Consider the following 22,495-nt stretch of genomic DNA (forward strand, 5'->3'; position numbering starts at 1 on the left):
TCAAGAGGGAGCTTGGGGATGGAAATCATAGCGGAAACCTATAACGGCTGGCTTATTTTGTTTTCTTTTGCGGTTGCTGTCGTATCTTCCTATACGGTCGTCACCTTGATCGGCAGGCTCGGGTATCGCAAAGACCAGCTTCGTATTTTCACCTCCGCATTTATGAACAGCATCGGTTTATGGGCCGTCCATTACATCGCTTTGACGGCTTACGGACTTCCGCTTCCCGCCGATCAGCTCTTTCCGTTTTTTTTCTTGTCCGTCACCATCTCCTTTTGTACGTCCTATGCCGCGATGAGTTTATTCTCGGGGAGTTCGCCCGGCCAGGATAATCTGATCGCCGGCAGCCTATTGATCGGCAGCGGAATTATGGCAATCCCGTTCATCGGGATGCAGGCGTTACGCGTCTACACCGAGGTCGAGTACGATCCGCTCTGGATCGGCTTCGCCTGGCTTCTGGCGTCGGTGGACGCTTATTCGTCGGTATGGCTCGCTTACCGGCTAAGGCGTCACGGGTTCGTCTGGCGGCTTGCCTGCTCGTTCCTGATGGGGATCGGGATTATCGGCGTCCACTTTACTTTCATATACGGAACGACCTTTCGCTCGACGATGCCGGGGATGGAGTCTTGGTCCATTTCGGTCAATCAATTATTTGCAAGCGCTGTAGGCATGGCCGCCCTGTTCATCTTGGGCATATGCGTCATGATGGTGCTGGTCAACCAGCGTCTGCGGGAGGCGGAGCAGAAGTTCAGCTCGTTGTTCGAGAACAGTCCTGATCTGGTGTTGTTCATCGATCGGGAAGGAGATATCGTCCGCTCCAACCCGAAAGCGTCGGAAATCGCAGGGTACGACCGTTCCGAGCTGACCGGACGCAAGCTGATCGAGCTCATCTCCCCCGAGGAGCGGAAGCAGGCGCAGGAGAGCTTCATTAAAGCGATGTCGGGTTATGGGCATGAGCTGGAAATCGGAGTTGTCGCCAAGTCCGGGGAACGGGTGGAGCTGTGGGTGTCTTCGATCCCGATGATCTTTGACGGTATCCGGGAAGGGATATGCGTCATCGCCAAAAACATTACGGCCGACAAAAAGATGAAAGAAGAGCTCAAAAGACTGACCGAGCGGCACGAGCTGATTTTGAACACGATGGTGGACGGCGTGTACGGTCTCGATATGGACCGCAGGACCGTATTCTGGAACAAAGCGGCGGAAGCGATGACCGGATTTGCGGCAGAAGAGCTGATCGGCCGAAAAGCACACGGCTATGTGCATCATTCGTACCCGGACGGCTCTCCTTACGAGGAGGACGACTGTCCGGTGTACTCCGTGCTGGAAGATCCCAGAACGCATACCATATCCGAGGATATGCTGTGGAGGAAGGACGGCACTTCCTTTTTCGTCGAATATACCGTTAGTCCGATCGTAGGCTCCAGTTCGGATTCGGCTGCCGCGGTAGTCACCTTTCGGGATATTACGGAAAGAAAACGGCACGAGAAGGCTTTGCTCCAGAGCGAAGCCCAATACCGGACGCTAGTGGAAAATTTGCCGGATGCGCTGATCGTCGTCAAGGAGGACAAGAGCGTGTACGCAAACGATACGGCGGTCCGGATGCTTGGAGGGAGCCGGAAGGAAGACGTGCTGCGCAGAACCGTGTTCGAGAAGCTGAGCCCGGAATGCATGGAGCTCGACCGGCTGATCCAGGCTCCCGAACGCGAGGAGCAGTTGCCGCTGCAATCGAGCGAGCATCGATTCAAACGGCCGGACGGACAGATGCGCGACATCGATATCATTACGTTCTCCGCCTGGTATGAAGGCAGTCCGGCCCGGTACATGCTGATGCGCGACGTGACGGAGCTGAAGCAGGCGAGAGAGCTGATTCAGCGTTCGGAGAAGCTTGCGGTAGCGGGAGAGCTCGCCGCCGGTATCGCGCATGAGATCCGCAATCCGCTGACGGCGATCAAAGGATTCATTCAGCTGATGAAGGAACGGATAGCGCCGAGCTATTACGAGGTGATCCAATCGGAGATTAGCCGGATCGAGCTCATTACCGGCGAATTGCTCATGCTCTCAAGGCCGCAGGCGATTCTGTACCAGCCGCGGAATATGGCGGTGCTGCTCGATCACGTGGCCACCTTGCTCGAGACGCAGGCGATCATGTGCAATGTGGTCATCGTTCGCCGCTATAATACGGCCTCACTGAACGTGAGCTGTGACGAGAACCAGGTCAAGCAGGTGTTTATCAATCTGGTGAAAAATGCGATCGAGGCGATGCCGGAAGGAGGGACCGTTACTCTGGAGGCGCGGATGGAGGCGGATGAGCTGCTGATTGCCGTGCGCGACGAAGGAATCGGCATCCCCGAAGACAAACTGGGCAAGCTCGGCCAGCCTTTTTATACGACCAAGGATAAAGGGACCGGTCTTGGACTGATGATCAGCATGAATATTATCGAGCATCATGAGGGGCGGGTTCGGGTGTACAGTCAGGTCGGTAAAGGAACGGAGTTCCAGGTGCTGCTGCCGGTCGTCCGTCCTCCCGAGACTGCGGCGGAACACGGCTTCCCGCTGAATTGAGCTTACGGGCCGTCTCTCCTGGCCGTAAGCTCCGTATCGTAAGGTGTCCGGAACTTGCCGATCTCGCCGAACAGGCCGGCTGCCAGCTCGTGCATCGCACCCGCCTGCTCGGCCACTTGCCGGACCGATTCGTTCTGCTCGGTCGAGGCCGAGTTCACTTCCTGAACGCCTGCGGCTGTCTCCTCCGCGATTGCGGCTACGTGCTGAATCGTGCCGATCAGGCTGACGCTGGCTTCTTCACCCCGCACCACCATCGCGTGAATCAGCTCGGTCTGACCGCTCAGGCCGGCGATCGATTGCTGAATCGTCCGGAACGATTCCAGCGTATCGCCCACCTTGCCGGATTGCGCCCGCGACGCCGCCCCGGCTGCCGCCATCTGACTCCGCACCTCCGCCATCTGCTGCTGCAAGGACCCGACGATCCCCGCGATCGACTGGGCCGACGTTTTCGTCTGCTCGGCCAGCTGTCTCACCTCGTCCGCGATGACGAGAAACCCTTTGCCGTGCTGGCCGGCGCGAGCCGCTTCAATCGAAGCGTTCAGCGACAGAACGTTTGTCTGGCTCGCAATCTCCGTAATTGCCTGAACGATTTTCGTAATATGGGCCGTGTCCGCAACGAACGTCTCGACTGCCAGATCGGCTTGCCTCAGCAGCCGATCGGCCGTCTCCGCCGCATCCTGGAGCTCCGATACTTTGGCGGCTCCTTGATCTGCATACTCCCCGGTTTGTCCGCTTAACCGTTTCATCTCGTCGGCGGACCGGGAGATCGCCTCGATTTGACCGCCCAGTTCGGAGACGAGCTGGGCGCTTCGCTCGACGTGGGAGGCCTGCTGATCCGCCCCTTGCGCGATCTCGCCGATTGCCTTCAGCACATCGCTGCTGACAGACGAGGTCGTCTGGGCGAACCGGCTGAATCCGGAAGAGCGGCCGTTCAGCTCGACGCCGATCTCCCGCATACGGACCAGCATCGTGCTGACGTTATCCATCATCTTGTCGAATCCCCGGCTGAGCTGCCCCAGCTCATCGTGGGCGCTGGAGCCGATGCGGTGCCGCAAATCACCTTCCCCGATCAATCCCATCGCCTGCTTCATCTTATGGATCGGCTTCTGGAACGAACGAATGATGTACAGCGATACAAGGAGAGCCAGCATAACGGCCGCTGCGGATACGTATAGCGCAATGGCCTTTACCTGCTTCGAGAGCTGTTCCGAACGCTGCATCGAGGCTGCGGCCGATTCCGTATACTTTCTATTAAATAAGTCGGCTTGCTCGAATATGTATTCTTTATGTACTTGCGACAAGGAGAACTGCTGATCCAACAGGCGTCCGGCTTCGCTGGCCGGGGCGCTGCGAAGCGTGTCCAGAGCGGCATGAAACGTGGAAGTGAATTCGCCGGAGACGGTCACCAGCGTGGCGCTCCATTTCCTTTCCTCCGAGCTGGAGGCCGTATCGGCGATCTGCTTGACATGCTCCGCGAACGATTTCTCGATCTGCTCATACGAGGCCGCATGGTCTTCCTGTCTCGTGACGACGAGCCCCGCGTGTAAAGAGGCCAGCTCCAGCACTTCCTGCTTCATCTTCATCGCAAGCAGCTGCTTTTCGGTTTCCGCGTTCTGCAGGGCGATTTGCCGCTCGATCTCGGCTTGCATATACGTTTGAAATCCGACGGTTCCCGTCAGCGCAAGAACGATCGCGGCAAAGCCGGCGGCGAGCTTAAAGCGCATCGTAACTCCCCGGGGTTTCCCCATCCAAAACTCCTTCTTTACAAATGCTGTGCGCTGCATCAAGCAGGTCTCCCCTTCCCATATCTTTCTAATGTCAGGTTCACACTCAGTATAGGAAAGGATCGTTAACGGACCGCCCGTTTTTTGTTAACGGATTGTAAATGTTGAGAAACGCAGACGCCCCGGCGGTTACGGCGAGAGTCTGAAACAAATATCGAAATATTTAACACTCCGTTTACAAAACATTAAAATTGCGAAAACATAGCGGCACTAGAATAAGTTTTGTAGGCAACAAGCAACATAAAAAAACGAACTGAAGCGAAGGAGTGGTCGAGTTGTTAAGCAACACGATGCGTAAAGGAACGATTATGATGTCTTCCGCGGTACTGGCTTTGACTCTTGCGGCATGCGGACAAAAACCGGCGGACGATAACAAGACGAGCGGAGGAGCGACTCCTGCGCCGACAAAAACCGAAGCGCCGAAACTTAGCGGAGAAATTAAAATCGACGGCTCTTCCACCGTATATCCGATCTCTCAAGCTGTTGCGGAAGAGTTTATGAAGAAAAATAAAGACGTAAAAGTAACGGTCGGCTTCGCCGGCAGCTCGGCAGGCATCAAAAAGCTGCTAAATAAAGAAATCGACATCGCCGACGCTTCCAAGCTGATGAAACAGGAAGAAATCGACGCGATTAAAGCGAAAGGCGACGACGTCGTCAAAATGCCGGTAGCCTTCGACGGAATTACAGTCGTCGTAAACTCGCAAAACGACTGGGCCAAAGATATTACCGTAGCCGAGCTGAAGAAAATTTGGGAGAAAGACAGCAAAATTACGAAGTGGAGCGAAGTTCGCGCCGGATGGCCGGATCAGCCGATCAAATTGTACGGTCCGGGAACGGCTTCGGGTACGTTCGAGTACTTCACCGAGGCGGTCAACGGCAAAGCGAAGGAATCCCGCAGCGACTTTACGCCTTCCGAGGATGACAACGTATTGGTCAAAGGCGTAACGGGCGACAAAAATGCGATGGCTTACTTCGGTTACGCCTACTACCTCGAGAACAAGGACAAGCTCAAGGCGCTCGCGATCAAAGTCGACGACAACGCACCGGCAATCGCGCCTACGGCAAAAACGATCGAAGACGGCACGTACAAGCCGCTTTCCCGTCAAATCTACATGTACCCGCTGAAATCGGCGCTGGACCGTCCGGAAGTGAAAGAGTTCATCAAGTACTATATGAGCGAAGACGGCAAAAAGCTGGTGGAATCGGTCGGTTACGTAAAACTGACGCAAAATCTGTACGACGAAAACTTGAAGCACGTGAAATAAGTTGAATCAAAGACGGTTATACCGTGGCTACTCATGGCTATGCAAGGCCGGGGCACTGCCGCGGTATTGCCGTGTTCGACAAGCCACTTTCAGTAGGGGGCGTACAATGCAGAGCACGCAAAATATGGAGAAACCGCTCAACTTAAAAATGAAAAAAAAGCTGATTTCGTCGGATGCAATTATGCCGAAGCTTCTGTTCCTGTTTGGCATGCTATCGATTTTGACGACAGTCGGAATTGTCTTGATCTTGCTGCTCGAGTCGGGAAAGTTTTTTGCCAAAGTGCCGATTTGGGAATTTTTCACGGGCACGAAATGGACTCCGCTGTTTAACGATCCGCAATTCGGCGTATTGCCGTTAATTGTCGGTTCTTTGATGGTTACTCTTATCGCGAGTATCGTCGCTTTGCCGATCGGAATCGGCAGCGCCATCTATTTAAGCGAATATGCGCCGCAGAAGGTTCGCTCCTTCTTGAAGCCGGTGCTGGAAATTTTGGCCGGCGTTCCTACGATTGTGTACGGTTTTTTCGCACTGACGTTCGTCACGCCGATCATTCGTTATTTGCTGCCGCAAACCGATATGTTTAATGCGCTAAGCGCAGGAATCGTCGTCGGCATTATGATCGTTCCGATGATTTCCTCGCTCAGTGAAGACGCCATGGCGGCCGTACCCCAGTCTCTGAGAAATGCCGCGTATGCGCTTGGCTCTACCAAGCTGGAAGTATCGACGAAAATTGTCGTCCCGGCTGCTTTCTCCGGTATTGTCGCTTCGTGCGTGCTCGGACTGTCCAGAGCGATCGGCGAAACGATGATCGTCACACTGGCTGCCGGCGCTTTGCCGAACATGTCGTTTAACCCGCTCAAGAGCATCGAGACACTGACCGCTTATATCGTGTCGGTAAGCTCCGGGGATACGACATACGGATCGGTTGAATATTTGACGATTTATGCGGTGGGCATCACGCTGTTTGCCCTTACGCTCGGAATGAATATTATCGCGGGTTACATCGCCAGAAAATTCAGGGAGGAATATTGATGAACGCTTTTCCCGAGGATCGCAACCTGGCCAAGCGAAAGCGCAAAAACAAAATATTCCAGACTCTGTTTTTGATGTCGACCTGTTTTGGCGTCGTTGCGCTCGCGTTATTGCTGATACAAGTGTTAAGTCAAGGAATCGGCTGGCTGAATTGGGATTTCCTAACCAACTTTTCATCGCGGATTCCGGAAAATGCCGGATTCAAAGCGGCCATATTCGGTACGCTGTGGATGATGTCCATTACGGCTCCGCTGACGTTTATCATCGGGGTAGCGACGGCGATTTACCTGGAAGAATACGCCAAGGATACGAGGCTGAGCCGGATTATCCAGACCAACATCTCGAATCTCGCCGGCGTGCCGTCAATCGTCTTCGGCTTGCTCGGCTTGACGATATTCGTCCGCCTGTTCGGATTTGGCAACAGCATCTTATCCGGCGGCCTGACGATGACGCTGCTCGTGCTTCCGATCATTATCGTCGCTTCCCAGGAGGCGATCAAAGCAGTCCCGATGTCGCTTCGCCATGCTTCGTTCGCGATGGGTGCGAACCGCTGGCAGACCGTGCTGCGCGTCGTGCTGCCGTCCGCCTTCCCGGGCATTCTGACCGGTACGATCTTGTCGATGTCCCGGGCGATCGGGGAGACGGCGCCGCTGATCGTTATCGGAGCGGTCGGCTACATCGCCTTTACACCGGAAAGCTTCTTCAGTCAGTTTACCGTTATGCCGATTCAAATATACGGCTGGGCGAGCTTGCCGAAGGCCGAGTTCCAAAATGTCGCAGCCGCCGGTATTATCGTTCTGCTGATCGCACTACTCGGCATGAACGCACTGGCGATCTACCTGCGTGGAAAATTCCAGAAAAAGTGACGGGGGGGCGCGATATGGCTATCGTAGATATTCACAATCTAGACTTGTACTATACCGAATTCCATGCTCTCAAAAAAGTAAACATGGCGGTCGAGGCCGGCTCGATTACGGCATTTATCGGACCGTCAGGCTGCGGCAAATCTACGCTGCTTCGCACGCTGAACCGGATGAACGATATGACCAAGGGCGTCCGGATCGAAGGCGCCGTATCGATCAACGGCACGAATATTTATGACAAGGACGTGAACGTAGAGACGCTGCGCAAAAATGTCGGCATGGTGTTCCAGCAGCCGAACCCGTTCCCGAAGTCGATCTATGACAATGTGGCTTACGGTCCGCGCATTCACGGCATTACGAACAAGCAGGAGCTTGACGATATTGTCGAGAAAAGCTTGCGCTCCGCGGCTTTGTGGGAAGAAGTGAAAGATTATATGAAGAAATCGGCCTACGGCCTGTCCGGCGGCCAGCAGCAGCGGCTGTGCATCGCCAGGGCGCTGGCGGTTAACCCGCAAATTTTGCTGATGGACGAACCGACCTCGGCGCTGGACCCGATCTCCACGCTTAAGATCGAAGAGCTGATCCAGGAGCTGAAAGAAACCTATACGATCATCATCGTAACCCACAACATGCAGCAGGCCGCGCGCGTCTCGAACCAGACCGCCTTTTTCCTGAACGGCGAAGTGATCGAGTTCGCCGATACGGTCAAGTTGTTCTCCAACCCGGAGGATCAGCGCACGGAAGATTATATAACCGGTAGATTCGGTTAATCGGGGGGAATTTGCAGTTATGATGACGAAACGGCAAAATTTCGATTCTTCGCTGGGCGATTTGCGCAAGCAGCTCATTGAGATGGGGAACATGGTGGAACAGGCGATTCTATCGTCGGTCCGTTCCTTGAAGGAAGGCAATCTGGAGCTGGCGCGCAGCGTGATCGCCCAGGATGCCGCCGTAAACGCGATTGAGGAGAGCATCGACGAGGCCGGCACGCGGCTGATCGCGACCCAGCAGCCGGTAGCCAAAGATTTGCGCCGCATCTTGATCGCCTTCAAAATGGCCGGCGATCTGGAGCGGATGGCCGACCTTGCCGTCGATATCGCCAAAGTTACGCTGCGGATCGGCGAGGAGCCGCTCATCAAGCCGCTGGTCGACATCCCCCGGATGGCGGAAATCGTCCAGGTGATGACTCGCGACAGCATCGAAGCTTACGTGAACGAAAACGTCGATCTCGCTTACCGGATGGCCAAGATGGACGACGACGTCGATCAGCTGCACAGCCAGATTTTGCGCGAGCTGTTCGGTTATATGGTGGAAAATCCGCGTACGATCAATCAGTCGCAGCTGTTGTGCTTCGTCAGCCGTTATTTGGAGCGGATGGCCGATCATGCAACGAATATCGGGGAAAGCGTCGTTTATCTGGTGAAGGGCAAACGTCCGGATCTGAACGCTTGAGTCCGGAACGGCGCCGTACGGATCTTAGATACAGAAGTAGCGGGCGGGGGAGTCGATGGTTGGTCTTGGCGGGGAAGAAACCGGAATAATAGCGGACCGGCTGAAAGGCCGGGCTGTCGGTTTGATATACATGGACATAGGCTGGATGCCGGAGCTTTCGAACGATAAGGGGCGATGGCCCGGCGAGCGGGTGCGCGGCTCCGTTGAGCTTCTGTTCGGCCAGCTTCGTTTGGAATGGCCGTCCTTGTTCTCGCTCCATACGGCTGGGGACGATTTCTTTCTCTATGCCGAGCTGAACTCGGCCGCTCCGGACGCCGAACTGCAGCTGTTCAGGATGGGCATACAGCTGAGAATGAGGCTGAAGCGCCATCTGACCGAAGAGCTTCGGCTGGAAGGATTTGCGATTCGGCTGGGCTGTGAGCCGCTCGTACCGTCCGCTCATCAGCAACCGTCCGATACGATCTACGATGCAGTCAAACGGGCGATCCGCGAAGCGCAAAGCGCCGGCGATTCGGAGTCCGGCCACCGGGTTCGGCGGACCGAACGGTTTCTCGCCATTTTGCAGGAGCGTTCCATCCAAGCAGTGTATCAGCCGATCGTATCGCTTGCGGGCGGAGACGTTTTCGGCTACGAAGCGCTGGTCCGGGGACCGAAGGGCACTGACTTTCAGTCCCCGCGGGAACTGTTTGCATTTGCCGAGGACGAAGGACTGCTTTATTCGCTCGACCGTCTCGCCCGGGAGAAAGCGATTGCCGGCTGCACGGGGCTCGAGAGCGACCAGCGCCTGTTCATCAATATCCCGGCCGATGTGATTCACGATCCCGATTTTACCCCGGGACAGACGCTCGGGCTGCTGGAGAAGATGGGACTGGCGCCGCACAATGTCGTCTTCGAGATTACCGAGCGGTGCTCGATCGAAGATTTTTCCACAGCCAAAAAAATATTGCAGCATTACCGGAGCCAGGGCTACCAGATTGCCATCGACGATGCGGGGGCTGGCTACTCGTCGCTGCAGGCGATCGCCGAGCTTCAGCCGGATTATATCAAGGTGGACCGTTCGCTGATCCACAATATCCATAAAGACAAGATCAAGGAGCATATGCTCGAGACGTTCGTCGCCTTCGCTGAGAAGATGAACATCCGGATTATCGCCGAAGGCATTGAGCTGCCGGACGAGCTGTTCAAGCTAATGCAAATGGGTATCCATTTCGGACAAGGGTATCTGCTCGCACGTCCTTCGAGCGAAATGGCGGGCATCGACGACAACCTCGCCCGGCAGATGGCGGATATGCGGACACGCCGCGGGAGCATGCACAGCTTCATGACGATTGGCACGATCGCCTCTCAGGTGCGCACGTTCGATCCGGGCACTCATATCTCCGAAGTGGCGCGTTATTTCAGGGAGTACGAGAACGAGTTATGCGCCGTCGTTGTCCAGGGCGGAGCGCCGGTCGGGCTGGTCATGCGGGAGAAGCTGTTCCAGCAGTTGGCCGGGCAATACGGCATCCCGCTCTACTGGAACCGCCCGATCAGCAAACTGATGGACTGCAACCCGCTCATCGTCGACGAGCTCGTTCCGCTAGATCAAGTATCGCAAATGTCGACTGCGCGGGAAACGAACAACTTGTACGATTATGTCGTCATTACTTGCGAAGGCGCTTTCCTCGGGACGGCTTCGATCCGTTCCATCTTGGAGTCGATTACAAAGGTGCGCATCGAGCAGGCGCGGATCGCCAACCCGCTGACCGGACTTCCCGGCAACCTGCAGATTCAGCGTGAGCTGGGCAAGCGGATTATCGAATCCCGCCGTTTTTCCGTCATCTACGCCGATCTCGATTTTTTCAAGTGGTATAACGACCGGTACGGCTTTCAAAAAGGGGACGAGCTGATCCAGTTCACGGCTGACGTCTTGCAGGAGGCTTCCGGGCTATGCGGGCTTCCGGACGATTTCGTCGGACATATCGGCGGAGACGATTTCATCGTGCTGTCGCGGACGGATTCGCCTTATAAGCTGTGCGAGGAGATTATCCGGAGGTTCGATTCCGGGGTAGTCGTCTTTATGGACCCGGAGATGCCGGGACAAGCGGTCGACCGCGAAGGCCGGCCCGTGCAGACGGACCGTGTCAACATATCGCTCTCCCTGATCGTCTGCGAATGCGGCACGGCTGTAACCGCCGAATATATATCGAGCGAGGCGGCCAAGCTGAAGAAGCGGGCGAAGGCGCATATGGGCAGCGTTTATTTCGGAGAGCGGATCGGACAACGGACGGTTTCCGGTTAGCGCATACGTCAGAACCGGCTCGAAGGTCGACGAACGGAATGGAATCTGCCAGCCGCCCCTTTCCAGCCGCAAAACCGACTCCCTTGGGAGACAGAGACAGGCTGTTGACATTGCTGCCGGCTCCTATTATTCGCCTGGCGGTGGTCAGAAAGGTCAGACAGCGGCCGCTCTATTTACCGGTTAGCCGTTCTTTCAGCTCCGTTAAGCTCCGGACGACCGGAACGTTCACGTTCCCGGCCTGGCGGGAGCTTTTTTTGGTTTCGGACCGGTTCAGCCAGACGGCGTTCATGCCGCTTTTCACCGCTCCCTCGATATCGTTTTTCCACGAATCCCCTACCATCACGCCTTCCTGCGGCCGGATGGCGGCGGAGCGGACGGCAAGGCGAAAAATAGCCGGGTCCGGCTTACGGCTGCCTGCTTGGTCCGAGGCAATCAAATGTTCGCTGCGAATGTAGGACGACCAGTTCAGCCTGGCGATTACTTTGCGCTGATGCTCCTTGCTTCCGTTCGTAATGATGCCGATCGTATGCGTCTCGGACAGCGCCGCGAGCGTGCCTCCCGCATCGGGGAACGGGACGGCGTGAGCGCGCATCTGACGTTTCATCTCCCGGAAAAAAGAGCTGACGAACGCGTCGTTCACCTGGAACGGATACCGGTGGAGCGCAGCCTCCAGACACTGCTTTTTCGCCTCCTCCAGCTCCCGAGGCTTGCGGGCCAGCAGCTTGGCCTTCTTGGTCCATTCCGAGCGGTATGTGTCCAGTACGCGCTGAGGGTTCCAATCACCCTCGCTATGATCCCATCTTCCGGTAAAATCGACCAGTACGCTCAAAAAGCATGAATCAAATGAAGATTTCGGATCGATTAACGTATTGTTCATATCGAAAAATACGATTTTTGCCGTTTGCGGATTCCATTGGCGTTTCATCCCCCCGCCTCCTAACCGTATTCTCGCAGCGGTGTATTAACCGCCTAAGCGAAGCCTGCCGATTGCGGCGGCGGGCGCTCCTCTTCCCATAACTATGCAAGCGCGGCAGTTCATATGTGCCGATCGATATGCTATGATGAAGGGAGGATTTTTTCAAGGGGCCTGGCAGGCTCCGATCCGAAGTTTCTCTTAGTGCGTGTTTCAAAAAGTCCGGTTTTCAGCAATGGACTTTTTGAACAACCTCTCTTATGGAATGGGGTGTGTGTTATGGAAAAATTGATCTTGATTGACGGCAACAGCATCGCCTACCGCGCTTTTTTTGCGCTCCCGCTCCTTAGCAACTCGAGCGGACTTCACACGAATGCCGTATTCGGCTTCACGACGATGCTCCTGAAATTGATCGAAGAGCAGAAACCGACGCATTTCCTCGTGGCGTTCGATGCCGGCAAAGCGACGTTCCGACACGAAGGATATAAAGAATATAAGGGCGGGCGCGAGAAAACGCCTCCGGAGCTGTCCGAGCAGTTCCCGCTTATTAAAGAACTGATCCAGTCGTTCTCGATCAACCAGTACGAGCTGGCCGGCTATGAGGCGGACGACATTATCGGCACTATGACGAGGATGGCGGACGAGCGAGGCCTCGACGTGATCGTCGTATCGGGCGATAAAGACATGCTGCAGCTGGCGTCGGACCGAGTGACGATCGCGCTGACGCGCAAAGGGATCAGCGAAGTCGACTTGTACACGCCTCAGGCGATTCAAGACAAATACGGGCTCGTGCCGAAGCAGATCATTGATTTGAAAGGCTTGATGGGCGACGCATCCGATAATATACCGGGCATTCCGGGCGTAGGCGAGAAGACGGCGCTCAAGCTGCTTCACCAGTACAGCTCCGTCGAGGAAGTGCTGGCCAAGGCCGACGAGATTACCGGCAAAATGCAGGAAAAAATTAAGCAGCACGCCGACGATGCCAGAATGTCCAAAGAGCTCGCGACGATCTTCCGCGAGGTTCCGATGGAATTGCAGCTGGACGAGCTATCGTACAATGGCTACGAAGGGCCGACGCTCGGCGCGATGTTTCGCAAGCTGGAGTTCAAGTCGCTGCTCGAGAAGATGGATTTGTCGGGAGGAGAGCCTGCCGTAGAAACCTCGATCGAGGTCGAGATTGTCGGCCGGGAAAGCTTGGCCGCTCTAACCGATGCGTTCACGGGCGTGACTGCGGTTCATATCGAGGTGATCGGTGAAAACCCGCACGTATCCGAGATCATCGGACTTGCCTTCAGCACGGCCGAAGGGGCAAACCGATTCGTTCCCGCCGAGCTGCTTCATATTCCGGAAGCCGGACGGCTCCGGGACTGGCTGGCCGACGACAACGCCCCGAAGATCGTCTACGATATGCACCGTACGGAAGTGGGGCTGCACTGGAAAGGCGTTCCGCTGCGCGGAGTGTCGTTTGACGTGCTGATCGCGGCTTATTTGCTCGATCCGACGGAGTCGACGCATACGCTGAGCGAACTGGCTGGGCGGTACAAGCTGCCTGTCATAGCGCTGGATGAGAACGTGTACGGCAAAGGCGCGAAGTTCAAAGTGCCGGAAGCGGACGTGCTGAGCAAGCATCTGGCCCGCAAAGCGGATCTGCTTCGGAGGCTCGTTCCCGTGCTGCAGGACGAGCTGGACAACAACGAGATGCACCGGCTGTACTATGAGCTCGAATTCCCGCTGGCCCGCGTGCTCGCTTCGATGGAGAAGCAGGGAATCCGGGCTAACGCCGACGGCTTGAAGCAGCTTGGCGGCGAGCTCGGCCAGACGATCGAGAAGCTCGTGGACGGCATCTACAAGGCTGCGGGAAGCGAGTTCAACCTGAACTCGCCGAAGCAGCTCGGTGAAATCCTGTTCGACAAACTAGGCCTTCCGGTTGTCAAGAAGACGAAAACCGGCTACTCGACCGATGCCGAGGTGCTGGAGAAGCTCGCTCCTTACAACGAGGTCGTGAGCAGCATCTTGATCTATCGTCAGCTCGCGAAGCTCCAATCGACGTATGTCGAGGGACTGCTTAAGGAAATCCGCGGGGAGACGGGCAAGGTCCACACCTATTACCAGCAAACGATCGCAGCGACGGGACGGCTCAGCAGCCAGTTCCCGAATCTGCAAAATATTCCGGTCCGGCTTGAAGAAGGCCGGAAAATCCGCAAAGTGTTCGTCGCCAGCGAGCCGGACTGGCTGATCCTGGCCGCCGACTATTCCCAGATCGAGCTGCGGGTGCTGGCTCACATATCGGGGGACGAGAAGCTGAAGGAAGCGTTCCGCAACGATATGGACGTTCATACGAAAACGGCCATGGACGTCTTCGGCGTGTCCGAAGCGGACGTGGACGCCAATATGCGCCGTCAGGCGAAAGCCGTCAACTTCGGCATTGTATATGGCATCAGCGATTACGGCTTGTCCCAGAACCTGAACATTACGCGGAAGGAAGCGGCCCAGTTCATCGAGCAATATTTCGCTGTCTTCCAGGGCGTCCGCCACTATATGGACGATATCGTCCGGCAGGCGCGTACGAACGGTTACGTGACGACGCTGCTGCAGCGCCGCCGGTATTTGCCGGAGATTAACGCCTCCAACTTCAACTTGCGCTCGTTCGCCGAGCGGACTGCGATGAACTCGCCGATCCAAGGCTCCGCCGCGGATATTATCAAGCTGGCGATGGTACAGCTCGCCGAGCGGATGGCGAAGGAGAAGGTGCGCAGCCGGATGCTGCTGCAGGTGCATGACGAACTTGTATTCGAAGTCCCGCAGGACGAGCTGGAGCTGATGAAGCAGCTCGTGCCGGAAGTGATGGAGAGCGCGCTGGCGCTTGACGTGCCGCTGAAGGTCGACGTCAACTACGGCGACAATTGGTATGAGGCGAAGTAAGCGGCAGGTTGGTTGGCAGTGTGGCGAGTTGGCTGGTTCGCTTGTGCGAGTGCGATGTGCGGACAGGATCTCCAAAATAACGATTCAACCGGTTGCACTACCGTAGCGTTTAGGTATTAGAACCGGCGTATCGGCCTGATAACAAACGTATCTGTCAAATAAGAGCTGATAGCAGCTCTTATTTTGGTCAGATTGCGAGAATGAGTGAGAATAAGAGCGGTCGGTTTGAAGCTCTTATTTTACCCCCTTGGTCCAATTATTAAGCTGCGAAGCCGAAATAAGACGTGCAAACCGCTTTTATTAGTCGAAGTCACCGTGAAATGCCCAAAATAAGAGTCCCAAACCGCTTTTATTGAGGACACGCGACTCGAACTGGGACACTGGGTAATCGACATGAGCACGAAGTGGAACAAACACAAAAGCGAAACACAAAAGCGGAACCCAAGAACCCAAGAACCCAAGAACCCAAGAACCCACTACAAGAGCACAACAAGAGGGAGGAATCACGTCATGCCGGAATTGCCGGAGGTGGAGACGGTGCGCCGAACGCTGGAGCAATTGGTGGCCGGTAAAACAATCCGCTCGGTAGCCGTTCATCTGCCGCGAATCATTCAGCGTCCCGACGACAAAGCGGTGTTTTGCGCGATGCTGGAAGGACGCACGATTCAAACCGTGGAGCGGCGCGGGAAATTTTTGCGCATTTTGCTAGACGGTCTCGTCCTGGTTTCGCACTTGCGGATGGAGGGGCGGTATGGGGTGTATAAGGCCGGCGAAGCGGTGGGAAAACATACCCATGTCGTCTTCCATTTCACGGACGAAACCGAGCTGCGCTACAAAGACGTGCGTCAGTTCGGTACGATGCATCTGTTCAAGCCGGGCGAAGACTTGAGCCAGCCTCCGCTGAACAAGCTCGGCATAGAGCCGCTTGACGAGAGCTTCAGCTACGCATCGTTCCGCGATACGGTTGCAGGGAAAGGAACGAAAATCAAGCCGCTTTTGCTGAATCAAGAATACGTGGTCGGTCTCGGTAATATTTATGTAGACGAGGCTCTTCATAAAGCCCGCATCCATCCGGAACGACCCGCCGAATCGCTTACGAAAACGGAGCTTCAGGCGCTTCACGCCGCTATCGTATCAACGCTGCTGGAGGCCGTTGAAGCCGGAGGCTCTTCGATCAAATCATACGTGAACGGACAAGGCGAGATGGGGATGTTCCAGCAGCAGCTCGCGGCTTATGGGCGCAAGGACGAGCCGTGTCCCCACTGCGGGGAAGCGATCGTCAAGACTGTGCTTGCAGGCAGGGGCACTCATTTCTGTCCGAGTTGCCAGGTTTTGAAGCCGAAGCGCATCGCACGGAAGCACACCTGAAATAACGGCAGTGTCGGCACCTTATCGGAAGAAGCTTCATACGATGATCGTACCTACGGTCATTGAAGAGAAAGCTTTTGAACAGGAGGGTGTTTATGCTGCCTTTTCTTTCCCTAGCCTTTTTGGCGCTTGCGGTCAGCCTCGACGGTTTCGGTGTCGGAGTCATGTACGGTTTAAGGAAAATCCGGATTCCGCTTCTGTCGATTGCAATCATCTCCGTTTGTTCGGGCTTCGTTATTTTTGCATCGATGCAAATTGGCGCCTTTGCCGCCCGGTACTTGCCGCCTGCTTTTGCCAAAGCGATGGGGGCCGTCATTTTAATCGGAATCGGAATATGGGCGATTATTCAAATGTGGAGGCAGCGCCAAGACAGCGGGCAAGATTCGTTGACACCAGCTACCGTTGATCCGCAAACCGTCCGAATGGGAGCAGGGACACCGGCAGTTTCGCTGCAAGCGGAAGCCAAGCAGACTCAAGCTCAGGCTCAAGCCGACGAAGGCGGAATTCGCACCGTACTCCGGATCGAGATGAAACGGATGGGACTGGTAATCGAAATATTGCGTACGCCGTCACTCGCCGACGTAGACCGATCCGGTTACATATCTTCCTCGGAGGCGGTGCTGCTCGGCGTTGCTTTGTCGCTGGATGCGTTTGGAGCGGGAATCGGTGCCGCATTTATCGGCTTCGCGCCGGTGTTGACGGCTGCTGTCATCGTGGTGGCCAGCGGATTATTTATTACGCTCGGGCTCCGGGTTGGGCTGACGTTTGCGGATACCCGGTGGCTGCAAAGGCTGGCCGTTCTTCCCGGCTGCATCCTGATTGCTATGGGGATTATGAAGTTAATGTAACCCGGGCTGTTCACTAATCGGAGTTGTCCGAGCGCGCTATGAACATGACCAATACGAAGTAAAGGTGTGTAAAAACGTATGAATATCGGATTAACCGGGGGCATCGCCTGCGGCAAAAGCACGGTAGCCGCCATGTTGGTCCGGCGGGGAGCGATTCTGATCGATGCCGACCAAATTGCCAGGGAGGTCGTACTCCCTGGCGCTCCGGCGCTCGGTGCCGTGGCGGAACGATTCGGCGAGTCGGTGCTGAATGAAGACGGCAGCTTGAACCGTAAAGCTCTCGGGGAGATCGTTTTCAAGGAGGAAGCAGCGCGCAAAGACCTGGAAGCGATTCTTCATCCCCAAATCCGGGCGATGATGAAGGAGCGGATGGAGGAAGCGAACCGCCTAACGCCGGACAAGCTGGTCGTGGTGGACGTTCCGCTATTGTTTGAATCGAAGCTGGAGTTTATGTTTGAGGAAACGCTGCTTGTATATATACCCCGGGAGCTGCAACTGGTCCGTCTGATGGAGCGTGATGGAATATCGGCCGAACAGGCGGAAAGGCGGCTGGCTGCGCAAATGCCGATCGATGACAAGCGTGCTCTTGCCGATGCGATTATCGACAACAGCGGAACGCTGGAGCAGACGGAACGGCAGATCAACCAATATTGGACAAGAAAGGGACTGGGATGAAAGTATTACGCAAAAAGCGGGTATTTGCTATTCTGTTCATCTTGTTTCTCGTGTTGCTGTTTTATAATTCGGATTGGCTGGGCAAGTTGTTATATCCGATCCGCTATGAGAAGGACATTACGATCAGTGCCCAAAATTACGAGGTTGACCCTTTTCTGATTGCCGCTATTATTCGTGTCGAAACTAACTACAATCCCGAGAAAATCTCCAAAAAGGGAGCGATCGGCTTGATGCAGCTTATGCCGGATACCGCCGAATGGATCGTCAAGAAGGCCGGTTATGCGGAGGAAACGTCCAAATTGCTGCATCGGGCGGACGTTAATATCGAAGTAGGTGCCTGGTATTTAAATTCATTGTATAATCAATTTGGCAGCAACAAGATCGCCACGCTGGCCGCTTACAACGCGGGACCCGGCAATGCCCGGAAGTGGCTGGACAACGGCACCTGGGATGGAACGTTAAAAAACGTCGACCAAATTCCGTTTGGCGAAACCCGGCACTATATCCAAAGAGTGTTATATTACTATGATAAATATGTCGATCTGTACAAATACCAGTTCCCGGCATGATATAATAAATGGGAAAATGCCGGACAAGCTTCGGCTAGGAAGCTTACCCGGCACTTCTCAGATAGGATACATAAAATTAACGAGCTTGTCCGGACAACTGTTGTTCGGCGATTTGTACCAGTCTGCGGGTGATGTTGCCCCCGATCGAACCGGCGTCACGAGTAGCCATGTTACCCATGTAACCGTCTTGTGGAATCGCGATGCCAAGCTCTTGAGCTACTTCATATTTCAGTTGGTCGAGAGCGGCGTTCGCTTGAGGAACTACAAGCTGGTTGCTGGAACGGGATCCTTGTGCCATGTCGTTTCACCTCCTTGTTTGATTGTAACTGTATTATGTGCGTATTCCGGCAGTTCATAACAGGTAGTGAATGGTAATGTGCTATCGACTCCGTTAGAAGGTTGGATTGCGGGAGTTGAAGCAGCTAGGCAAGGCTGGGGCTCGAGAACACGATTATCAAAAGAGATTGCACGCCTGCGCGCCCTCGCCATATGTCTGGTGAGATGTTGAGGAACGGAGTGCTTACGAAAGTGACTTTGCCTTGAGAGGCAAAAGTCAGTAACGCTTACGAAGTAAGCAATTGCCTTAAGGCAATTGCTCAGGAGATGCTTACGAAGTAAGCAATTGCCTACAGGCAATTGCTCAGCAGATGCTTACGAAGTAACTTTTGCCTTGAGAGGCAAAAGTCTCAGGAGGGAAGCCGTCATGAAATGCCCTTTTTGCGATTATTCCGGAACGAAAGTACTCGATTCCCGTCCCGCAAACGACAACAAATCGATCCGGCGCCGCCGGGAATGCGAGAGATGCCAACGGCGGTTCACCACGTTCGAGATGGTCGAGGAAACGCCGCTGATCGTCATTAAAAAGGACGGCAGCCGGGAGGAATTCAGCCGCGACAAAATGCTCAGAGGGCTTATCCGCGCTTGCGAGAAGCGGCCGGTGTCGGTGGAGCAGCTTGAAGCGATCGTCTCCGAGGTCGAGAAGGAAATGCGCAGCCAGGCTCATGCCGAGGTGGCGAGCCGGGATATCGGGGAGATTGTTATGGAGCAGTTATATCCGGTCGACGAGGTGGCTTACGTCCGCTTTGCCTCCGTATACCGTCAATTCAAGGACATCAACATGTTCATGAAGGAACTGACCCAGTTGCTGGGCAAGCATACCGACCCAACCGGCAAGTAGCAACGACATACTGAAGACGATAAACGGCAGTCCGTCCAATGGCGGCTGCTGTTTTTCGTTAACTGGAGCCAGGAAACTCAATCCCTTCTACACAAACGTGCGGGCTGCACGTCAAAGGACCGTCCGGATACCTTGAACCAGACGGTTTTCCCTAGAACGTCCCGCTTTATGAAAAATGGCTTTGCAAACGCAGCGTGGCAGAGCAGGACACGTTACTCACTCCGTTCCACCTCCCTAACAAAACCGGTACGTTGTCGTCTGACCACATTGCGCTAGTGATCCGAAACCGCAACTCCCTCCAGGAGAGTCATTCCATTTTAACCTTGCCGTTGTTACCTTTCAACATTATCCCAGTAGACAATATTTCTCTTTTCTTAATACAAAGATCGACAAAAAACATTTGATAAATAGGTATATGTTCATGTACTATAAGGTTGAAATGTGGAAAATAATCGAATTATATCGAATTGTGTCGAAAATTTCTGATTCGTAAGATCCATCTCCATCGGAAGGAGGAAAATAAAAAAATTTGGTTAAAGCCGGTGGAATTGCTGGCGGTTAAACAGAGCATTCCAGCATTTCGGACTTATTCGTTGTAGGGCTGTTCAGACGTCTAAGCGGCGGAAAACGACTAGAATCTCTTCATCCAGAGGCCATATGGCATGGCACCTGTCAGACATGTACAGCATCCGTAACTAGACCGACTACTACATAAAGGTGGCTGACTTTGCAACTATGAGATCCCTGTTCCGATTCCGGTCGATTCGTACCAAATTAATTTTGCTATGTTCGCTGCTCCTTCTTGTGCCGAGTCTTGTCATCGGCATGATCGCTTATAATCAATCGAAAGCCAGCCTGGATCTTGGCGGTCAAGTCCAGCTCAAAAATGACGTCCGTTATGTAATAGCGATGATCAATGCTTTGGATCAGCAAGTGAAAAAAGGGCTGCTGCCGCTGGAAGAAGCGCAAGAAACGGTCAAGCAGCAAATGCTCGGCGCGAAATCTGCCGACGGCAAACGCCCGATCAACAAAAAGTTCGATCTTGGCGAGAGCGGTTACATGTTCATATATGACGATAAAGCGAATGTACTCGCCCATCCGTTGCTGGAAGGTCAAAATTTCTGGGACACGAAAACACCCGACGGGGTTATGCTCGGACAAGAAATCGTGAAAAAGGGGAAAAGCGGCGGCGGTTTTGTATTTTATGAATGGACGCTGCCAAACGATCCGACTACGACGGCTCCCAAAATCAACTATTCGGAGATGGAGCCGAACTGGGGCTGGATTATTAACGCAGGCACATACATGAGCGATTTTAACAAGGGTGCCAATGAGATCTTTTACGTCATTATTGTGACGCTGGTGATTGCTGTTGCTGCAGGAGGGGTGATTATCACCGTATTCTCCAACAGCTTGACCAGACCGCTGGCCGAGATCGCCACCAACGTGGAACAGATTGCGGAGGGAGATTTAACGAGACAGATCCAGATCCGGACAAACGATGAGGTCGGCCAATTGGGCGTAGCGGTTAATGCGATGGTGGACCGGCTGAAGCTGCTGATTGAGGGAATCTCGCAGACGGCCCAAAGCGTAGCGGCCGCTTCCCAGCAAATATCCGCCAGCACGGAGGAGATCGCCAGCGGCAGTACGACCCAGGCGAATGCTTCGCAAACGATCGCCGAGTTGTTCAAGGAACTGTCCGCCGCGATCGATAACGTCGCGGGCAAAGCGGAAGAGGCGGCGGAGCTTACGAACGAAACTTCACAAACCGCCATGGAGGGCGGCAAGGCGGTTACCGCCTCCATAAACGGCATGAATCGTGTGAGCGAACAGATGGCGCGGCTCGAACAAGACTCTGGCCGGATCGGCGAAATTATCGAGGTGATCGACGACATAGCCGAGCAGACGAATCTGCTTGCCTTGAATGCTGCGATTGAAGCGGCCCGAGCAGGCGAGGTAGGAAGAGGGTTTGCGGTAGTCGCCGAAGAAGTCCGCAAGCTCGCGGAACGAAGCAGCGAAGCGACCAAGCAGATTACGCAAATTATCAAGGGCATGCAGTACAACACGAAGCAAAGCGTCGAATCGGTAGCGGACGGTGTTGAGAAATCGGTTGTAACCGGGAAAGCGTTTGATAATATTAAGAATGCATGTTGAAAGTAGCCGAAATCGCTGCGGCGAGCGAACAACAATCCGCTCAAACCGGCGAGGTGATGCAGTCGGTCGAATCGATCGCTGCCACTAGCGAGGAGGCGGCGGCAGCCTCGGAGCAAACGGCGGCGATCTCGTATTCGCTGGCCCAGTCGGCGGAAGAGTTGAACGCCTCGCTGTCTCTTTTTAAAGTGAGTGCGACGAATGTCTCTTTCAAGAGCGGCCCGGCCTGAGAATCTGGAGACCGGTGTCCCGAAAGTAACTCATATGACATGGAATGTCGCCATTTGTGCAAACGAAAGGACCTCAATTTCCACGGTAATGTGGAGGCTGAGGTCCTTTGCTCGGGGGGAATCGGTTCTGCGTGAAGCTAATAAAATCGCCAAATGATTTGGAGAAGCCCCAAATCCACTAAACAAAACTTATAAACCGTTGGTCGTTGAATTGCTCCGCGTATTTGTAAGTCCCGTCAACAGCACGGCCGGAATGTCTTCCAGCAAACTATCGTCATCGGTTCCGCGGTAATTGGGATCGTTTTTGATCGCATATGCTTCGCCTTCGGTTAAGCGCCGCATATTGCCTGTATATTTTGGCTCAAGCGCTTCGATTTCTTCGTGTTCCATCAGGCAGCC

Annotated in this window: 19 protein-coding genes; 15 read left to right on the forward strand and 4 right to left on the reverse strand. The window is 54.6% G+C overall.

Translation table 11 applies throughout. The annotated features are described in order from the left end of the window. The first annotated feature begins 18 nt into the window (after nt 1-18). Nucleotides 19-2,565 (forward strand): PAS domain S-box protein, encoded by a 2,547-nt coding sequence (locus IDH45_RS17665; protein WP_190929445.1) that lies wholly within the window; start codon nt 19-21, stop codon nt 2,563-2,565. A gap of 2 nt (nt 2,566-2,567) precedes the next feature. On the opposite strand, the gene IDH45_RS17670 is transcribed toward IDH45_RS17665, so the two are convergent. Next, on the reverse strand, nt 2,568-4,313 hold the full coding sequence (locus IDH45_RS17670) for a methyl-accepting chemotaxis protein (RefSeq protein WP_190929446.1): 1,746 nt from the start codon (nt 4,311-4,313) through the stop codon (nt 2,568-2,570). A gap of 302 nt (nt 4,314-4,615) precedes the next feature. On the opposite strand from IDH45_RS17670, the gene IDH45_RS17675 reads away from it, so the two are divergent. The 6 genes from IDH45_RS17675 to IDH45_RS17700 all read left to right on the forward strand — a co-directional run bounded on the left by IDH45_RS17675 (nt 4,616) and on the right by IDH45_RS17700 (nt 11,243). Continuing rightward, nucleotides 4,616-5,614, forward strand: coding sequence for a PstS family phosphate ABC transporter substrate-binding protein (locus IDH45_RS17675; RefSeq protein WP_397327085.1), 999 nt, complete (start codon nt 4,616-4,618; stop codon nt 5,612-5,614). 106 nt (nt 5,615-5,720) lie between these two features. Continuing rightward, nucleotides 5,721-6,647, forward strand: coding sequence for a phosphate ABC transporter permease subunit PstC (gene pstC, locus IDH45_RS17680; RefSeq protein WP_190929447.1), 927 nt, complete (start codon nt 5,721-5,723; stop codon nt 6,645-6,647). Beyond that, nucleotides 6,647-7,513, forward strand: coding sequence for a phosphate ABC transporter permease PstA (gene pstA, locus IDH45_RS17685; protein ID WP_190929448.1), 867 nt, complete (start codon nt 6,647-6,649; stop codon nt 7,511-7,513). Before pstC ends, pstA begins: the two co-directional genes overlap by 1 nt. A gap of 14 nt (nt 7,514-7,527) precedes the next feature. Continuing rightward, on the forward strand, nt 7,528-8,280 hold the full coding sequence (gene pstB / locus IDH45_RS17690; RefSeq protein WP_190929449.1) for a phosphate ABC transporter ATP-binding protein PstB: 753 nt from the start codon (nt 7,528-7,530) through the stop codon (nt 8,278-8,280). Between the two features lie 22 nt (nt 8,281-8,302). Further along, a complete protein-coding gene (phoU, locus tag IDH45_RS17695; RefSeq protein ID WP_190929474.1) occupies nt 8,303-8,962 on the forward strand; it encodes a phosphate signaling complex protein PhoU in 660 nt (219 codons plus the stop codon). A 55-nt stretch (nt 8,963-9,017) separates the two neighbouring features. Next, nucleotides 9,018-11,243 carry a GGDEF domain-containing protein gene (locus tag IDH45_RS17700; RefSeq protein WP_190929450.1) on the forward strand — a complete coding sequence of 742 codons (2,226 nt, stop codon included), beginning with the start codon at nt 9,018-9,020 and terminating at the stop codon, nt 11,241-11,243. Nucleotides 11,244-11,412: 169 nt separating this feature from the next. Here IDH45_RS17700 and IDH45_RS17705 read toward each other — a convergent pair whose 3' ends face one another. After that, complete coding sequence (locus IDH45_RS17705) at nt 11,413-12,168, reverse strand: HAD family hydrolase (protein ID WP_190929451.1); 756 nt, start codon at nt 12,166-12,168, stop codon at nt 11,413-11,415. A gap of 267 nt (nt 12,169-12,435) precedes the next feature. Between IDH45_RS17705 and polA the strand changes: the two genes are divergently transcribed. The 5 genes from polA to IDH45_RS17730 all read left to right on the forward strand — a co-directional run bounded on the left by polA (nt 12,436) and on the right by IDH45_RS17730 (nt 18,538). Continuing rightward, complete coding sequence (polA, locus tag IDH45_RS17710; RefSeq protein WP_190929452.1) at nt 12,436-15,078, forward strand: DNA polymerase I; 2,643 nt, start codon at nt 12,436-12,438, stop codon at nt 15,076-15,078. A gap of 510 nt (nt 15,079-15,588) precedes the next feature. After that, nucleotides 15,589-16,446 (forward strand): DNA-formamidopyrimidine glycosylase, encoded by an 858-nt coding sequence (mutM, locus tag IDH45_RS17715; protein WP_190929453.1) that lies wholly within the window; start codon nt 15,589-15,591, stop codon nt 16,444-16,446. Nucleotides 16,447-16,541: 95 nt separating this feature from the next. After that, nucleotides 16,542-17,294, forward strand: coding sequence for an MntP/YtaF family protein (locus tag IDH45_RS17720; protein WP_190929454.1), 753 nt, complete (start codon nt 16,542-16,544; stop codon nt 17,292-17,294). A gap of 78 nt (nt 17,295-17,372) precedes the next feature. After that, nucleotides 17,373-17,969 carry a dephospho-CoA kinase gene (coaE, locus tag IDH45_RS17725; RefSeq protein ID WP_190929455.1) on the forward strand — a complete coding sequence of 199 codons (597 nt, stop codon included), beginning with the start codon at nt 17,373-17,375 and terminating at the stop codon, nt 17,967-17,969. Beyond that, a complete protein-coding gene (locus IDH45_RS17730; protein WP_190929456.1) occupies nt 17,966-18,538 on the forward strand; it encodes a lytic transglycosylase domain-containing protein in 573 nt (190 codons plus the stop codon). The genes coaE and IDH45_RS17730 overlap by 4 nt, the downstream gene beginning before the upstream one ends. A 76-nt stretch (nt 18,539-18,614) precedes the next feature. Here IDH45_RS17730 and IDH45_RS17735 read toward each other — a convergent pair whose 3' ends face one another. Next, nucleotides 18,615-18,836, reverse strand: coding sequence for an alpha/beta-type small acid-soluble spore protein (locus tag IDH45_RS17735; protein ID WP_190929457.1), 222 nt, complete (start codon nt 18,834-18,836; stop codon nt 18,615-18,617). Nucleotides 18,837-19,241: 405 nt separating this feature from the next. Between IDH45_RS17735 and nrdR the strand changes: the two genes are divergently transcribed. The 3 genes from nrdR to IDH45_RS34120 all read left to right on the forward strand — a co-directional run bounded on the left by nrdR (nt 19,242) and on the right by IDH45_RS34120 (nt 22,096). After that, nucleotides 19,242-19,715: a transcriptional regulator NrdR gene (gene nrdR / locus IDH45_RS17740; RefSeq protein ID WP_190929458.1), complete on the forward strand. Its 474-nt coding sequence runs from the start codon at nt 19,242-19,244 to the stop codon at nt 19,713-19,715. A 735-nt stretch (nt 19,716-20,450) separates the two neighbouring features. Continuing rightward, complete coding sequence (locus IDH45_RS34115; protein ID WP_223836750.1) at nt 20,451-21,869, forward strand: methyl-accepting chemotaxis protein; 1,419 nt, start codon at nt 20,451-20,453, stop codon at nt 21,867-21,869. Then, nucleotides 21,863-22,096 (forward strand): hypothetical protein, encoded by a 234-nt coding sequence (locus tag IDH45_RS34120; RefSeq protein ID WP_223836751.1) that lies wholly within the window; start codon nt 21,863-21,865, stop codon nt 22,094-22,096. Before IDH45_RS34115 ends, IDH45_RS34120 begins: the two co-directional genes overlap by 7 nt. A gap of 189 nt (nt 22,097-22,285) precedes the next feature. Here IDH45_RS34120 and IDH45_RS17750 read toward each other — a convergent pair whose 3' ends face one another. Continuing rightward, the gene (locus IDH45_RS17750) at nt 22,286-22,486 is read right to left on the reverse strand and encodes a hypothetical protein (protein WP_190929459.1); all 201 of its coding nucleotides are present in this window, start codon (nt 22,484-22,486) and stop codon (nt 22,286-22,288) included. Nucleotides 22,487-22,495 lie beyond the last annotated feature (9 nt).

Origin of the sequence: Paenibacillus oceani, assembly GCF_014705615.1 — a bacterium.
Lineage (GTDB): Bacteria > Bacillota > Bacilli > Paenibacillales > NBRC-103111 > Paenibacillus_AB > Paenibacillus_AB oceani.